This window comes from Eubacterium sp. 3_1_31 (genome assembly GCF_964249515.1).
In the GTDB taxonomy this organism is placed as follows: domain Bacteria; phylum Bacillota_I; class Bacilli_A; order Erysipelotrichales; family Erysipelotrichaceae; genus Longicatena; species Longicatena caecimuris.
In genome coordinates, this window is the sequence record NZ_CAXUBY010000011.1 from 1 (window position 1) to 16,429 (window position 16,429).

At 35.1% G+C, this 16,429-nt stretch carries 12 protein-coding genes and 2 pseudogenes; 2 read left to right on the forward strand and 12 right to left on the reverse strand.

Annotated features, from left to right (window positions below; translation table 11 throughout):
- A partial coding sequence (locus tag ACESSZ_RS06215) for a hypothetical protein (RefSeq protein ID WP_499842714.1) occupies positions 1–187 on the forward strand: 187 nt, incomplete at its 5' end.
- A 238-nt stretch (positions 188–425) separates the two neighbouring features.
- Here the strand turns inward: ACESSZ_RS06215 and ACESSZ_RS06220 are convergent.
- The 12 genes and pseudogenes from ACESSZ_RS06220 to srtB all read right to left on the reverse strand — a co-directional run bounded on the left by ACESSZ_RS06220 (position 426) and on the right by srtB (position 15,764).
- Positions 426–4,262, reverse strand: a complete 3,837-nt coding sequence (locus ACESSZ_RS06220; RefSeq protein ID WP_499842715.1) for a Cna B-type domain-containing protein — start codon at positions 4,260–4,262, stop codon at positions 426–428.
- Between the two features lie 782 nt (positions 4,263–5,044).
- Positions 5,045–5,233, reverse strand: coding sequence for a hypothetical protein (locus tag ACESSZ_RS06225; protein WP_128125176.1), 189 nt, complete (start codon positions 5,231–5,233; stop codon positions 5,045–5,047).
- 1,236 nt (positions 5,234–6,469) lie between these two features.
- Positions 6,470–7,631: pseudogene (locus ACESSZ_RS06230) on the reverse strand (IS256 family transposase); the annotation flags it as partial.
- 48 nt (positions 7,632–7,679) lie between these two features.
- The gene (locus ACESSZ_RS06235) at positions 7,680–8,285 is read right to left on the reverse strand and encodes a recombinase family protein (RefSeq protein ID WP_008687771.1); all 606 of its coding nucleotides are present in this window, start codon (positions 8,283–8,285) and stop codon (positions 7,680–7,682) included.
- Positions 8,286–8,560: 275 nt separating this feature from the next.
- Positions 8,561–8,716: pseudogene (locus tag ACESSZ_RS06240) on the reverse strand (CHAP domain-containing protein); the annotation flags it as partial.
- A 115-nt stretch (positions 8,717–8,831) separates the two neighbouring features.
- Positions 8,832–10,463, reverse strand: coding sequence for a DAK2 domain-containing protein (locus ACESSZ_RS06245; protein WP_008687770.1), 1,632 nt, complete (start codon positions 10,461–10,463; stop codon positions 8,832–8,834).
- Positions 10,464–10,473: 10 nt separating this feature from the next.
- On the reverse strand, positions 10,474–10,836 hold the full coding sequence (locus ACESSZ_RS06250; RefSeq protein WP_008687768.1) for an Asp23/Gls24 family envelope stress response protein: 363 nt from the start codon (positions 10,834–10,836) through the stop codon (positions 10,474–10,476).
- A gap of 80 nt (positions 10,837–10,916) precedes the next feature.
- Positions 10,917–11,699 carry a cell division protein FtsQ/DivIB gene (locus ACESSZ_RS06255; protein ID WP_132224521.1) on the reverse strand — a complete coding sequence of 261 codons (783 nt, stop codon included), beginning with the start codon at positions 11,697–11,699 and terminating at the stop codon, positions 10,917–10,919.
- Positions 11,687–12,589: a UDP-N-acetylmuramate dehydrogenase gene (gene murB, locus ACESSZ_RS06260; RefSeq protein ID WP_008687764.1), complete on the reverse strand. Its 903-nt coding sequence runs from the start codon at positions 12,587–12,589 to the stop codon at positions 11,687–11,689. The genes ACESSZ_RS06255 and murB overlap by 13 nt, the downstream gene beginning before the upstream one ends.
- A gap of 8 nt (positions 12,590–12,597) precedes the next feature.
- Positions 12,598–13,671, reverse strand: a complete 1,074-nt coding sequence (gene murG, locus ACESSZ_RS06265; protein WP_008687762.1) for an undecaprenyldiphospho-muramoylpentapeptide beta-N-acetylglucosaminyltransferase — start codon at positions 13,669–13,671, stop codon at positions 12,598–12,600.
- Between the two features lie 65 nt (positions 13,672–13,736).
- Positions 13,737–14,819, reverse strand: a complete 1,083-nt coding sequence (ftsW, locus tag ACESSZ_RS06270; RefSeq protein ID WP_008687760.1) for a putative lipid II flippase FtsW — start codon at positions 14,817–14,819, stop codon at positions 13,737–13,739.
- A gap of 150 nt (positions 14,820–14,969) precedes the next feature.
- On the reverse strand, positions 14,970–15,764 hold the full coding sequence (srtB, locus tag ACESSZ_RS06275) for a class B sortase (protein ID WP_008687758.1): 795 nt from the start codon (positions 15,762–15,764) through the stop codon (positions 14,970–14,972).
- 328 nt (positions 15,765–16,092) lie between these two features.
- Here srtB and ACESSZ_RS06280 point away from each other — a divergent pair, with 328 nt between their 5' ends.
- Positions 16,093–16,359, forward strand: coding sequence for an autorepressor SdpR family transcription factor (locus ACESSZ_RS06280; protein WP_008687756.1), 267 nt, complete (start codon positions 16,093–16,095; stop codon positions 16,357–16,359).
- The last annotated feature ends 70 nt before the right edge of the window (positions 16,360–16,429 follow it).

Sequence of the window (16,429 nt, forward strand, 5' to 3'; positions counted from 1 at the left end):
TTTAACTTTAGGGGTCTTAAATTCTTTGTTTGTTTCCTTCATCCCACTGAAGTTGCCCCCTAAATTTCTGGCGAAAAACCCTAAAAAATTTGATTACCCAATGAAAACACACCTAAGGAAGAAAAGCTCAGGTGTGTTTTTTATGTCAATCTTTACTATTCATTTTCTTTCTAACGTTTATAATTAAACGAAGAAAAATCCAATTTCATCAACCTCCCTTATTTATTATTCCATAAGGTAACTTTCTAAAACTCCTGCTTCCTGTGCAAAAGCTGATGCTGCTGATTAATAAGCATATACACCTTTTTATTAATGAGGATACCATATGCTGTAAATGAATCATTAAATGCTTCATAGGCTAATTTTTTTCATATTGTCAGCCTCCCAGAAAATGCTTAATTGTTATTTCAAGTCTTTATGTAATCTTATTTCATTTTTAATTTTCTTTTCTTAACAAAAATTAAGGACATGGCAATTATGGATGTAGAAACAAATACCAAATATAGTGAAACATTTGTAAAATCTCCTGTTTGTGGTGCCTTATTATTAGATGGAGTATACTCATCTTTTGGTTTTGTTGGCTCATCTGGTTTTTCAGGAGTGATTGGAGATTCTGGCACATGAGTATTTGTAATTATGAAATCACCATTCTTATCAATCTCGGTTTTACTTGTATAACCATCAGAAATTGTTACTTCTTTAATAGAATAATTTATTTCTTTTCCTGATTCAAACTTTGGAAGATCTTTCCAAGAAGCACTCCAATTATTTTTTTCATTCAGTGTGAGCACTTCCCCGAAGGCCTTTCCATTAGCTAAAAGTTGTACCTTTACTTCATTTGGTCGTATTCCATCTTGGTTATTACTATCATTCCAAATCTTCGCTACAGTTTTATGAATAAGTTTGACAGTATGTGTATTTGTTAAAATAAAGTTTCCATCCTTATCACTTTCTATCTTACTTTCATATCCAGAAATTGTATCTAGTTCTTTTATAGTATATTCAATTTCTTTTCCTGATTCATACTTTGGAAGATCTTTCCAAGAAGAACTCCAATTATTTTTTTCAATCAGTGTGAGCACTTCCCCGAAGGCCTTTCCATTAGCTAAAAGTTGTACCTTTACTTCATTTGGTCGTATTCCATCTTGGTTATTACTATCATTCCAAATCTTCGCTACAGTTTTATTAATAAGTTCGACAGCATGTGTATTTGTTAAAATAAAGTTTCCATCCTTATCAATCTCGGTTTTACTTGTATAACCATCAGAAATTGTTACTTCTTTTATAGAATAATTTATATCTTTTCCTGATTCAAACTTTGGAAGATCTTTCCAAGAAGCACTCCAATTACTTTTTTCATTCAGTGTGAGCACTTCCCCGAAGGCCTTTCCATTAGCTAAAAGTTGTACCTTTACTTCATTTGGTCGTATTCCATCTTGATTGTTACTATCATTCCAAATCTTCGCTACAGTTTTATTGATAAGTTCGACAGCATGTGTATTTGTTAAAATAAAGTTTCCATCCTTATCACTTTCTATCTTACTTTCATATCCAGAAATTGTATCTAGTTCTTTTATAGTATATTCAATTTCTTTTCCTGATTCATATTTTGGAAGATCTTTCCAAGTAGCACTCCAATTACTTTTTTCATTCATTGTGAGCACTTCACCAAAGGCCTTTCCGTTAGCTAAAAGTTGTACCTTTACTTCATTTGGTCGTATTCCATCTTGGTTATTACTATCATTCCAGACTTTTGTTACTTTTTTTTCGATGGTACTCTGTGTATTCTTAATAATTATAGATATTTCATTTTCGCTCACAACTTTCTCATATGTTGCTCTATATCCTTCCATTGCATGTTCTCCAACATCATAAGTATATTGCAACGGTAAATGGTTAAATGTTACCTTCCAATTATTCGTTTCATTTAATTCTACTGTATCAAGAATTGTTCTATTCCCATTTTGATCAATACGAATTAGGTCTACTTTTACTGTCGGTGTTTTTCCATCTATAGTTGCCCATTGTTTCTCTACATGAATGGTTTGATTATTCTCTTCTTCTCCAATAACGACACTTCCATTTGTTCCTATTCCACCACCTCTTACAGAAGTATTTCCTGAAATAATTAGCTTGGCTGCATCCTTTGCTATTTCTTTTGCATTCTGTGTCGTATCAACTTTCAAAGCATATGTTTCTTTACTATTACTAATATTTTTTATTGGTTCCCCAGGATTTGCAGGATCAAATCGAGAGACGGATGGATCTGGTTTTCCTAATACTCCTAATTCTAAAACCTTTCCATCTTCATAATATGTAACACTGCCTCCCCCTAGCATTCTCTCAGCAAGTGTTGTAATATACTTATCACTTCTTGGAACAGACACATAATCATCTCCTGCTGCATTTGTCAAGGCATTATTATCAAACAATGCCCCTCCATTATTCACATGAATTTGTACACTACCAGTAGGACAAGACCATATCCCTCCTCCTAATAAAGTTGCATCATTATCTGTAATCAAGGTATTATACATATGAAGTTCATAAGGAATACTTCCAACATATACACCACCACCTTGATCTTCTGCCTTATTATTAGTTATTTTGCCAGCATTCAATGTCACTTTATTCGAAGCGACATAAACACCACCACCTGTACCTTGTGTAGCATCTGCTTGAATGGCGTCATTTGTGCTATTCCCGGATATCACACCACCATTCATAGTGAATGCAGCAGGACAATTATACTTAGTGCCCCAATCATTTATATCAAAACCAGCATCACCTGCCCCCATCGCAACAAAAGCATCAAATGCTGAGACTCCGCCTCCCATAGGAGCTTGATTATTTATGATTTCCCCATTATTCATCTCAAATTCACCATTACATAAAATAAAAACTCCTCCACCACTGAATCTAGAAGTATTATTGGATATTTTACCACCATTCATTTGAAAGTTAGCAACTGTTATATAATCAGGATCTAACCAAGTACCAACAGTTACTCCTCCAGCTGTTCTATTACTATAATTATTGGAAATTTCTCCCCCATTCATAACGAAACTTGCAGCATCTTCATCTCGATTACTTCGACCACCACTAACATTAACAATTCCACTCATTAATCCATCGCATATATTATTTGTGATGTATCCATTATTTAATATAAACTTACTTCCATTTAATAAATAAATTCCATTTTCTTCCATATCTGACCAATTATCAAAGGAGTTTTTTGTGATTTCTCCCCCATCCATTATAAAGGTAGCATGATCTTCTATTAATAAACCAGAAGAAGCTTCGTTCTCAGTAATAATGCCTCCTTGCATATGAAATTCAGCATTTTTTCCCTGCATATGAATCACATAGCAGGTGTGTCGAGTAATTGTTCCAGATACTAATGTAAGTTTTCCTGATATTTCTATTGCAGTGGCAACTCTTTTCATGTTCATAAATCGATCACCAACATTATTACCATCAATAGTAATACCCTCTATATACACATTTCCTCCTTCTTCTATATTTATCATATGCAATGATTTATCAAGCTTTTCAGAACGGACCAGCCTGCCGACACCAGTAAAATGCACCGTTCTTCCATTCTGTATAAGGATTTCATCTTCTATTTCAATATCCTTTGTTATTTCTATAAAAATATTATCTTTATTTAGTAGTGCTGTCTCTAACTCTGCCCATGTAGAAACCTGTACTGAATCTTCAATTTTTGTTTCTTTTAACACATTTTCCTTATTTAACTTTTCTTGAGCAACTTTTTCTTGAGCAACTTTTTCTTGATCAACTTTACTCTTTTCAATATTTTCAGATGATTCTTTCTCTATTAATTTTTCAATATCATCCACATCTACTGTAATATCCACTGTCAAAATTTCATTTGTTTGATTTTTATCATTAATGACCTCAGAACTAGTGCCCTCTGTTTTTGTATAATACACAGTAAATACATATGTACCATTTTCTAACGCACGATAAGTGATGCTTGAATTTACTAAAGAAACTTCACTTTTATCCGGTAAAGTTACCTTCTGTATATTGATATTCTCTTTTGCTTCTATTTTAATATCAATTGCAACTGCTTGTTTATCTGATTCCATCGTTGTATGAACCACATAATTTGAAGCTTCATTCTCACCAAAAGCAATGTTGTCATTATTTGCAAACACTTTATTTTGGGGTATTGCAAACGTTATTAAACTAACTAAAAGTAATAATATTGGCATGACTCTAAATATTTTCTTCATAATTGCATCTCTCTTTCTCTCCTTATATAAAACATTGTTCTTTATTTTATGTGTTTTTTCTAATATATTCGTGATTCAGAATAAATAATGAACGGCATCAAAAAGATATTAGATTCTTTCTTAATTCTTTATTCATAAAGTACCCAATCTTCGAATTGGAAAAGCCCTTTTTCTCTTCTACTTTTTTCAAAATTCTCTAACTCTTCAACTTCCCGCATCTTGATTTCTTTTAGATTACTTAAAACACGAAATGCGTTTTTCCCAACTTTCTTCACCAACAGTAAGTCGACAACCTCTAGCACATTGGCTCTATAAAACTCTAATTCCTCTACCTCTTGTACATATGGTATTGTAATAGTTTTTAAAAAATTACCGTCTAAAACATTTTATTTCCTACTTTTAAAAGGGAAGGCATATTAACTATTTCAATTGGGGTTTCCATAAAGGTATTAGTTCCTAATCGGCTTTTTCAACCACTGTTACTTTGGGTAATGAAACTTCTTACAATTTACTAAACACATAAAACATTTGAACAGGTAAAGAAGTAATGTTTTCTAAATCTAAGGTATGAAAACGATTCTTAAAAAACATAAAATCATCTCTTGATTTGATTTCGTTACGTTTGGAAAGATTCTTTTCACTCTAGCCTAATCTCAGTTACCTGAAGGTCGATTTGAAAATGTATTCACATTAGTCATTATTACTGTTTCATATCCAGTTACAGCCAAATGTTCTACTTGTGTAATTAAATAGGTTATGCTACCATATGTCACACTATCTATTTACAATATTTTGGGATTACTAGATTGTGAAACAAATTTATCTATATCAGAGATACTAACTTTTCCTTCTTCTAATACTTCATAACGTACATCTGCTTCCCAGAACTGTGTATTAATTGGTAACGAAACTTTAATATCGCCATTCAATGATCCTTTTGTTTTCAGCTCTTTTTCTTCTAACCCTAACACAATAATTTCTAATTCTGACTCAGTCTCTCGCCATGTTTCTATTACAATTTCATCATTAATTATTCATATTTCCTCCATTCCCTCACTACATGTAAGCAAAAGTATTGTATGAAAATTGTTTCAAGTCTATTAAATTGCTATATTTTTGATTTTCTTTCACACTTATTCTCTCCTTATTTACATATAATGAACCATTTCAAATTATCTGTTTTTGTTTTCCTGATTGTATGCCAAAATGGCTTAGCAACACAAACACTAAATTTAGTTACTTCCTATTCATTAATAGCATTCACTTCTTTAATGTCAATGAATACTTCATACAGCACATCGTTTCCAAATTCAGATAGTGTTATCCCACCTGACAGAGCTATAGGCATAATTTCTTTTTTCAATTTCCTTTCAATTATTCTTTTCCATACCTTCAAGAAATGGCTTAAAATATTTCTCTTCGCCTTTTTTCTTGCTTTTTCTGCTTCATCAATTGTTGCATATGTTCCAAGAAAATATCACTTTCCCTGAAATGTGATTTAGCAATCCATTTACCATTTCGAGTAGGGGACATTCCTCTTACACCACTTGTATTACTTTTCGAGAGTTTTCAACTCGGATTAGACATAAATTCGTACCCTCAATCAGATTCGGATTTTCTCTTGTATAACCACAGCTTTTTGTCCCACCACTTTAGAAGATTACTAGTGAAAATTTCTTTTTGCTTTCCACACTTGCATTGACAAATACATTTCCAATATCCCTTTTTATTTCGATAAGAAGAAAGGACTATTAAAATTCCAAATTGTCTCCCATGGTAACAATCTGTCTGTATTTCCATTTTTCTATATAACAACCTCCTTTCCCTTTTTTTCACTAATATATTTCTAGCGATAAATTACTATTTAGACATATTAGGAATTTTACTGAAAACTTTTTTAAGTAAAATTATAAGTATCGAATTTGTAGATGGTAAAGAAAGCACACTTTTCGTTTCAAGGATGATAAAATGGAAATATGACATAAGGATGGGAATTTTAGGAATTATTAGTTATAAAAAAAGATGGAACTAAATGTGTAATTTTTATTCCAAAAAATCTAAAATTTAACTATTTAGGGTTTGTCACGAAAAGTGTGCACCATAAAAAAATAATTAAACATCTATTAGGCTTGTCGATAACAATGTGTAAAATTTAAAATTAAGGAAGGTAGCAGGTTTGTCAAGAAAAGTGTGTAAGTAAAATATAATCACTTTAGATATTTCTCAATGCGAGAGCTAAACTTGTCATTGATCATGAGTTGATTTAATACTTGTGACCAACTGCGGATGGTACCATTCTCCCATTTATTTTCAAGTTCTGTACAACGTAAATATAGTAATTTGTATAAGGCGTTCTCGTTTGGAAAGGCGCCTTTTATCGTCACTTTGCGGAAACTGGAATTGATTGCCTCGATCGCATTCGTCGTATACATTACTTTTCTTACGGCACTCCCATAATCGAACAGTTGTTTCATAACTAAAATTACGCCGCCATACGTCCACTGCTCCTGGATATTGTGATCATGCATGTTGGAATTTTTCAAACTCTGCTTGACAAGTTTTAAGGCTTGGCACTCCATATACTTTCTTAAGATGGGAAGTATATGTTTTAAAATCTTTACTTGGTACATACTTTATTGAGTTTCGTATCAAGTGGACGATGCTCGCTGTACGATCACATCCGAAGTTGGCTTTTGCGCCATCCTTAAGTACACTAACCCCATCCATCTACATAAAGAAAACATCTTCTAATCCTCGTGCTTTCATTCATCAAATATCTGCATCCAATAATTCTTACTCTTACTTTCACTAAGCCATAATCCAAGGATATCTTTATATCCATTCAAATCGTAGCCTAATATCGTGTATACAACGCATTCTTTCGCCTCATAGCCATTACGCAATGTTACATACATACCATCTATAAACAAGAAGGCATAGCACTTCTTCAAGGGTCTATTTCGCCTTTCTTCTAGTTCTGGTAGTATGACATCTGTAATATCGGATACCATTTCATGAGAAATTGAAAATCCATAGATATCTTCTATTGTTTTTGATATATCACGTTGACTCATTCCTCATGTACAACGCCAATACTTTATCTTTTATTCCTGAAACATCTCTTTATCGTTTTGATATCATCTGTGCTTCAAAAGAGCCATCACGATCTCTTGGTGTAACGATCGTGATATCTCCCTTTGTAGTATGATCAGTTTTTTGACTATATCCATCTCTGCGATTCTGCCTTTGTTTATAATCTTTATCATCATTTTCGTATCCTAAATGATGATTCATTTCACCTTGGAACAATGATTCAAATATAGGATCAAAAAGTTCCTTGAGTGCTTCATCTGCATCCTCTATGGATTGTAAAAAACTGCGTATCATTAAGTCATACGATCTTATTTTACACTCTCACTATTTATTAAGTTTTTCTACTCGTTTCACCCAGCGACCGAATGTAACATGATTGGTATTAAGCAATCTTCCCGCTTCACGTTGACTTATCTGCTTGGCTTTCCATAAATTATATACTTCTGTAAATCTTTCCGGTAAATCATTTGCAGGTCTCCCAAATTGAATACCTTTTATTTTGGCTTCCTTGATACCTTCCATCTGACGTTGACGAATGTTTTCACGTTCAATCTGTGCCACATAAGAAAGAATTTGTAATACTAAATCTGCAATAAATTTCCCTGTAACGCCGTTGACCTGATTTCTTGTATCTAAAAGAGGGAAATCCAATACAATAATATCCACATCCTTTATTTTTGTCAGAAAACGCCATTGTTCAATGATTTCATCGTAGTCCCTACCTAATCGATCAATAGATTTGATATAAAGTTCATCACCCATTGTAAGCCGATTTACTAATTGCTTATATTTGGGGCGATTAAAATCTTTACCTGATAATTTATCAATAAATATTTTCTTTTTATCAATTCCTATTTCTAGCATAGCAGACATCTGTCTATCGATATTTTGATCTCTTGTAGAGACTCTTACATAACCATATTTTTTCATTAAATAATTCCTCCTATTCTGGTAATTCAATTTTTAATTATCTCACATCTTCATTATAGAGTCAGTGTTAATTATTTCCATATTTGAATTAGCTGAACTAAAAAAGCTACTACCCAAAATAGATAACAGTATGGTGTTTATAGAATAAATTTAAGCAGAATATTACAGATCAGAAATTATATGAGTTTTCTTAAACTATGTAGAATGAGCGAAAAAGTCTTCATTCATTTTTGATAGCTTCGTATCCATAAATAATTCTGCTATTAATTTTATAATTACTCATAGATGAAATTGCCTTTAATCGTATAAATAGTATTATTATCAACACGTTCCACGATTCCAACATGATCACTAACACCAGCATTTTCCCAATCGAAAAAGATGATATCACCTGGCAGAGGAATACTACCTCTTGGTTTCCTTTGTTGATGTTTCCAGAACGAGGCATAGAAAAAAGAGGTGTAATCTCATAGACTTGTCAATTCAGTCTATTTCGTTACAGCCTCTTTTCCCTATGTTTAATACGTTGTTACTTCGAGTAGTATTCTACTCGACACCAATTATAAACGAATATACCGGCTGCATGCCATTGTTGAGTTCTACCTCAACATCGTATTTATCTTCAATATAACTAGCAATCTCATTTGCTTCTTCTTCGTTGACATCCTCGCCATAAACAAGCGTCACGATTTCACTTTCTCCATCAATCATCATATCCAGTAACTGTCGTGTTACTTCCATTTTATCTGGTAATGATACAACAATGTCTTTTTCTTTTAAGCCCATGTAATCGCCAGCTTTGATATCTAATCCTTCAAATGTCGTATCCTTGATGGCATACGTAACTTGACCGGTTTTTACCATACTGATGGCATCATTCATTTCAGCCAGGTTCATATCGAAATCCACATCAGGATTAAACATGATACATGCACTTAATCCTTGAGGAATGGATTTTGATGGAATGACTTCCACATTCAGATCCTCACAGACACTTGCGGCCTGTTGTGCTGCTAAAATAATATTGCTGTTATTTGGCAATAAGAAGATATTTTCTGCGTTCACTTGATGAATGGCTTGTACAAAATCTTCGGTAGAAGGATTCATCGTCTGCCCACCACTGATAACATAATCAGCACGCAGTTCTTTAAACATATCTTTCAAACCATCCCCTGCTGCAACCGTAATAATTGCATACTTCTGTTTTGGTTTTTCTTCTTTTGGTTTCTCTTCTACCGTTGCATTCATCATGATATTTTCATGCTGCTCCTGCATGTTTTCTACCTTAAGTTTTGCAAATTCACCATAACGCTGTCCCATATTTAAGGCATCTCCAGGAGTCAAGGTATGTACATGTACTTTAACGATATCATCATCACGCACGCATACAATAGAATTACCAATTCGTGCAAGTGAATCACGTAATGCTTCTTCTTGGAAATTTCTAGCGCCATGCTCTGATAAACGAATGATGAATTCTGTACAGTAGCCGAATTCTTCGCTCTCCATACCAGCACCGGCAACTTCTTTACTTTCCTGTGCTTCTTGGCGTTCAATAACTTCACCTTTCAGTGCAGAAACAAACCCTTCAAAAATCGTAACAAGTCCAGCACCGCCACTATCAACGACACCAACTTCTTTTAATACCGGCAAAAGATCAGGCGTTCTCTCTAAAGACTCCTTCGCCTCCTCCAGCATTTTTTCCATAACTTGTAAGCAAGTCACATCTTGCGTTGAGGTTGCATATGCATATGTGTAATCAGCAGCTTCACGTACTACAGTTAAAATAGTTCCTTCTACAGGTCGCATGACCGCTTTATAGGCAACACGAGAACCCATAACCAGCGCATTTGCTAATTGGAAACCGTTGATTTCCTTCATGCCATCTACACCCTGATATAAACCGCGGAAAATCTGCGAAGTAATAACTCCGGAATTTCCTCTTGCTCCCATTAATAACCCTTTTGATAATACTTTTGCAATATCGCACACATCATCGCTAGTGCATGCTAAAGCATCCTTTACGCCCGCATTAAACGTCAGCGACATGTTCGTTCCTGTATCACCATCAGGCACAGGGAACACATTTAATGCATCGATTTCCGTAAACTTATTTGACAAATTATTGGCACCGCTTGCCAACATGTCTTTCAACAATTTTCCATTGATCATTTCCATAGTTCTCTACCTACTTTATAACCTTGACATCTTGCACATAGACATTAACTTTCTTAAAGTCTAATTCCAGATTTTTTTCCAACATGTATTTCACACGCATCTGCACCTCATGAACGATTTCACTAATCTTCACGCCGTAAGATACGATGATATATAAATCCAATTCCAAGTCATTGTTATCCAGCTGACGAACAACAACACCTTTGGCATAATTATCCTTCTTTAGTAATTCTGCGATTCCATCCTTCACAAATTTTTGGGATGCCATACCGACTACGCCATAGCATTCGGTTACAACACCACCGGCAAGTGAGGCGATTGCGTCGATGGAAACATTGATATTTCCGTACTGTGTACTTTTAGAGATTGACATAAAATTCCTCCTTATATCCTCATTATTATATCAAAATCCCCTTGGAAATCCAAGAAAGATTCTCAAATACCTTAAAATTCTTACTTAAAGGCTTTACAGTCTTCCGTTATGTAGGTTTCCGTATTCGCATCCATGACAAAGCAGACATGATCTTTTTTCAAATTTTTTAAAGTCTGTTTATAAGAATTAAGGATAAATACGGAATCATAGGAGGTATAGATCGTATTGCCATCCTGCATCACGATTTTCACCATATGCTTATCGTAACTTTCAGCATGCGGTGTAATCTCAGAAATCATAGATACGATATCCTGACTAACCTCTTTTTTATTTTTAGCAAATGCAGCAGCTAAGTTTTTCCTTTCTTTGTTGGAAAAACCATCAATCAATGGGTAGTTGACTATGGTGTCAAGGTTTTCACTGGTTATTTCCTTCTGTGAGCCATCTTTCAATAAAACATAATTCTTTTCACCTTCGACAAAGTAACCAATGACCAGTTTTTCTTTGATTTCAATAGCAATCACGCCATCCATGCTTTTCTCAATTTCCACATCTTCAATGAAATCGTCTTTTTTCAATTTCCAAGAAAGGTAGCATTTCGGTGTGATCATATATCGTGTTTCATAGGAAAGATGCGCTTTTTTCAAGACATCTTCTTTCGTATAAAAGCGATTACCTTTTACTTCTAATGATTTCACCTTAGAAATATCACTCATAAAATACAAGGATGCCACTAAAAGTATAGCACCAGCAATCACAAGTCGCCGTTTTCTGCGCCGCTTTTTACGTTTTTTCTTTTTATTTTGCAGAGCCAGGTATTTCGCTTCGACATCATCGTAAAGCAGCTCATCTAATTGTTCCAATTGAATTTCTCTACTTCCGTAATTAAATCAATGTCGAAACGTTCCTTGACTTCTTTTTGAATTTCTTCTACCAATGCCGCCACATCATTGGCTTTGGCATTATCTTCATTCACGATAAAGTTTGCGTGTTTTTCAGAAACCATAGCTCCACCGATGCGTTTTCCTCGCATGCCGATACTCTCAATCAACTGCCAAGCCTGATGGCTTTCAGGATTACGGAACACACTGCCAGCACATGGCTTATTTAAAGGTTGTGAATCCATACGACGTTTTCGCCGTGAATCCATAACATCACGAATCTCCTTTTGATCGCCTTCCTGTAATTGCAAACGGCATCCTAAGATCAACCAGTCTCGATGCTGTTGAAAAATAGAATGACGATAGGCATAGTCTAATTCATCCTTACGCATAATGCAGATCGTATGTTCTTTCAGTACATAAACCTCTTGGACAATGCCTGCCATATCACTCTTATAAGCACCGGCATTCATAAACAAAGCGCCGCCAATCGTTCCGGGGATGCCACTGGCAAATTCCAAACCGCTTAAAGAACGCTTCATAGCCTCATGTGCCAACAAGATGATGCTCGTACCTGCTTGCACCAAACAACTGCCATCCTCTTCAAAATAAAAATCCGTAAAATAGCGATCCAGACAGAGAATCACGCCATCATAGTCATCATCGCTGCATAAAATATTGCTACCTTTGCCAAAAATCTTTATCGGCATTTCTTCATCCTTTAAGATGTCCATAACTCTTAACAGGCAAAGCTCATTTTTGGGGTATATAAAATAACTGCAGTTCCCACCAATGCGAAAGGTTGTACGTGTTTTTAAAGACACATTGACTTCCACATCCGCATAGGGCTGTAATTTTTCTTTCAATGTCATGTTATATTTCACCTTTTCATTTCATCGCACCAGTCTAAAATATCACTGCTGGCATTGGGCTTACCGAGCGCCAACGCATGCTGATGCATCTCTTCCTTTATTGCCGGATGATCCATAATCAATTTGATTTTTTCATCCAATACTGTTGCATTCAAATCTTTTTCTTCTATCATATATGCTGCTTTTTTTTCAACCAGCACACTGGCATTATAAAATTGGTGATTGTGTGCTACGTAAGGGCTTGGAATTAATATGCTTGGTGTTCCCAATGCTGTGATTTCAGCAGCCGTCGTTGCTCCAGCACGACATATGATCAGATCCACCTTAGCAATGATATCCAATTGTTTTACATAGTCTACAACCTTAATGTTATCCTGTGGAAAAACGCTCTTCATTTCTTCATAATTGTTTTTTCCGCTGACAAACAAGATTTGATATTTGTTGTCGATCTTAGGTAAGACATCTTTCATAATGGCATTGATGGAAGAAGAACCTAAAGATCCCATAACCACCAAAATCAGCGGCTTATCCATTGACAGACCTAAAGAACGATAATATGCCTCATCAAATTTAACCTGGACAGCATTGGTTGCCCGTGGATTTCCTAACAATCTTGTTTTTTCTCTGCCAAATTCTTCAAAGCATTTTTCATAACAGATTACGATGGCATCCATATAATTTGCCACCATTTTATTCGATACACCAACAATGGAATTTTGCTCATGTATCATCGTTTTTACATGCTTTTTATGTGCAGCCAGCATTACCGGTGCACTTACATAACCACCAAAACCAATGGCAATGTCAGGTTTAAAATCTTCTATGATACGGAGTGCCTTGCGATAGGCCTTTGCCATCAGCAATAATGCCTTCATCTTATTGACAATACCACCTGTTAAACCGCTTGCATGCAGACCTTTAAATTGATAGCCGTGTGCAGGTACTTCTTTCGCCTCCATACGATCATCATTTCCAACAAACAAAATGTCAATATCGTCATAGCGTTTTTTTGCCGCATCTGCCAGCGCAATGGCCGGATATATGTGACCTCCCGTTCCACCGGTTGCTATCAGTAATCTCATGTCATCACTCCCTGTGATTTATTATACCATGTTCATACCGTATTTTTAAATAAAATTCGCTTTTTTCAACTTTCCTTTGCGATACTCATAAGCAGTCCCATACTCCCCATCATAACCATTAAAGAACTGCCTCCATAGGAGATAAAAGGAAGCGTAATCCCAGTTACTGGAAACAACCCGACAACTACACCAAGATTGATCATGACCTGAATAGCAAACAGGGAGGTAAGACCAATAGCAATATAGCATAAATATGGATCTGTACAATTTTTAGCAATTTTAACTCCCTGATAAATAACAGCTATAAATAAGCCAATTAGTAAGACGCTGCCGATAAAGCCAAATTCTTCCGCATAGATAGCAAAGATGAAATCTGTTTGCGGTTCGGGCAAATAAAAATGCTTCTGCATGCTATTATCAAAACCAACACCTAAAATCCCCCCAGGTGCAATAGCGAAAAGGGATTGTATAATCTGAAAACCAGCTCCTAAAGGATCTTTCCAAGGATCAATAAACGATGTAATTCGTGCCAATCGATAAGGTGCGCTTAAAATCAAGCCACCCAAACCTCCGGCGCCTAAAATACCTACGCGTACGAAATAAGATAAAGGAGAATCGGCCGCTAACACCATGATAACAATTGAGCAGACCATAACCAAGCCACTGCCAAAATCAGGTTGCAATAAGATCAAGCCAAAACCAATCATTACCAGAAAAGCGGGAAAAAACAAGTCTTTACGAAAGCTTTTGATACGATAGCGCTTTGCCAGATAATCTGCTACATAAATGATAATGGCAATCTTAAAAAACTCTGAAGGCTGGATAAGAAAAGAACCAACACCGAACCAACTACGACTACCATTACGCAAGACACCCACACCTGGAATCAATACCAATATTAATGCGACAACACATAAAAGAAATAAGCGTTTGGCATAGCGGCGCACATGCACTAATGATATGCGGCTGGCAACATACATCACAAATAGACCAAGCAAGGCAAATACCGCCTGACGACTCATGAAATATGTTGCGTCCTGGAACTTCGCGGCTGCCCAAACTCTCGAACTGCTGCCAACCATAACAATGCCTATGATAAGTAAGACCATGATTTCCAAAGTCAATAGTCTGCATTTTTTAGAAAACATAGCGCCACCACCTTCCCTTCATTGTATGCACAAAGGAAAAGAAAAAGTAGCAACGCTACTTTTTGCTTATCATTTTCTAATTATCATCTATGTAAAAACAGCTTCATTACTTTTTAATCTCTTTTTGCTATTTGATGAAGCAGTTAGCATCTACTTCCCTTTTTTCACCTTATAGCTGCCATCCCATTTAACCAGTTTAGCATGAAGAAGATAACGCAGATCTGTGGAATTTCCCTCTTCATAGGAACATGTTGATAAAGTCACGATATGATCTTGAGTATTTAGCTTTACATTCCGTTTAAAATCGGATAATCCTTCAACCATATTTAAATATTGTTGCCAGCTTTCCTTTGTCGGATAGTTTAGATCATACGATGCCGAAAGATCTTTGGCTGAATGGATACTGAAAATTTCACATCGATAATTTTGCTGAGGTGTAAAAATATATAAATACGGATGTTTATCAAAAAATGCTTTTTCTTTGAATTTTTCAATATCTGTAAACATCGTCTTATGCCACATATTATGTCCATAGATAATGGTATTACGATCTTTAAATTTCCCATCTGCCTGATAATCCATGAAAATGGCACCAGCATAGTTCGCTTTCTTTTCAAACGAATGTGTCAGATAAAAGGAATTATCACTTCCTTTTACGATAGGGTAATTGATATTGGTATCCGGTATGAGTATCCAGGCTAATATTTCATCATTTTTCTTTTTTAAAGCCTTCCAATTCACCGTAAAATCTTTTTCTAGATCATCTGGTATATTACTCAATTGTTGTAGCTCTATTTTCTCTTTTTCTTCCGCATGATTTTGAGAGTATATATGAAAGAGCTGATACCCGGAATAGATAAAGACGCCCAAGGCAATTAAAAATAAAATATCGTATAGGATCTTCTGCCATTTTTTTAATGGTTTCTTTGGCTTTTTCTTACGCATGCAGTATCACTCCTTATTGCTTTTTCATTTTATCATATTTCATAATGCTTTACTAGAAATTCTACCATAGGAACTATCGTAGTACCAGTTGCTGATTACTTAAGTACGATGATTTCACAGCCCTTTTAGGAAAACGTTTTGCCTTGTTTGTTTTACATCGATTCTTTGATCTGCTGCATCTTACTGACGCGGCCATTAAAAAGATACCATATTTACCAAAAAAAGCCTCATCAATCCTTTTGCATCATTACTTAAATCATTTGACATTAGTATGGAGCTAGCTTATACTACATTTAGATAGATTTCAAAATGAAAGAGGGTATGTTAGGTGCAAGTTCAGGAAGCATTTAAAGCTTTAAGTGACCCAACCAGAAGAGCAATTATCCTTCTAGTTAAGGATCATAAAAAAAGTGCAGGTGAAATTGTCTCACAGTTTTCCAGCACCAATGCCACGATTTCTCATCATCTTGCAGTTTTAAAAGAAGCTGATCTCATCCTAGATGAACGTGATGGTAAATTTATCTATTATGAATTAAATAGCAAAACCGTAAATGACCTCATTGATTGGCTAAAAGCTTTAAAACGTACGAAATGAAATTCGTATCGGTAATTGCTTACCCCTTAGTGTATATGCATTGTATTCTAATGTATATCGTAAATAAGGT

Coding starts and splice junctions, on each gene's coding strand:
- ACESSZ_RS06220 (WP_499842715.1), bottom strand. CDS start 4,262: ATGAAGAAAATATTTAGAGTCATGCCAATATTATTACTTTTAGTTAGT.
- ACESSZ_RS06235 (WP_008687771.1), bottom strand. CDS start 8,285: ATGAAAAAATATGGTTATGTAAGAGTCTCTACAAGAGATCAAAATATC.
- ACESSZ_RS06245 (WP_008687770.1), bottom strand. CDS start 10,463: ATGGAAATGATCAATGGAAAATTGTTGAAAGACATGTTGGCAAGCGGT.
- ACESSZ_RS06250 (WP_008687768.1), bottom strand. CDS start 10,836: ATGTCAATCTCTAAAAGTACACAGTACGGAAATATCAATGTTTCCATC.
- murB (WP_008687764.1), bottom strand. CDS start 12,589: ATGACATTGAAAGAAAAATTACAGCCCTATGCGGATGTGGAAGTCAAT.
- murG (WP_008687762.1), bottom strand. CDS start 13,671: ATGAGATTACTGATAGCAACCGGTGGAACGGGAGGTCACATATATCCG.
- ftsW (WP_008687760.1), bottom strand. CDS start 14,819: ATGTTTTCTAAAAAATGCAGACTATTGACTTTGGAAATCATGGTCTTA.
- srtB (WP_008687758.1), bottom strand. CDS start 15,764: ATGCGTAAGAAAAAGCCAAAGAAACCATTAAAAAAATGGCAGAAGATC.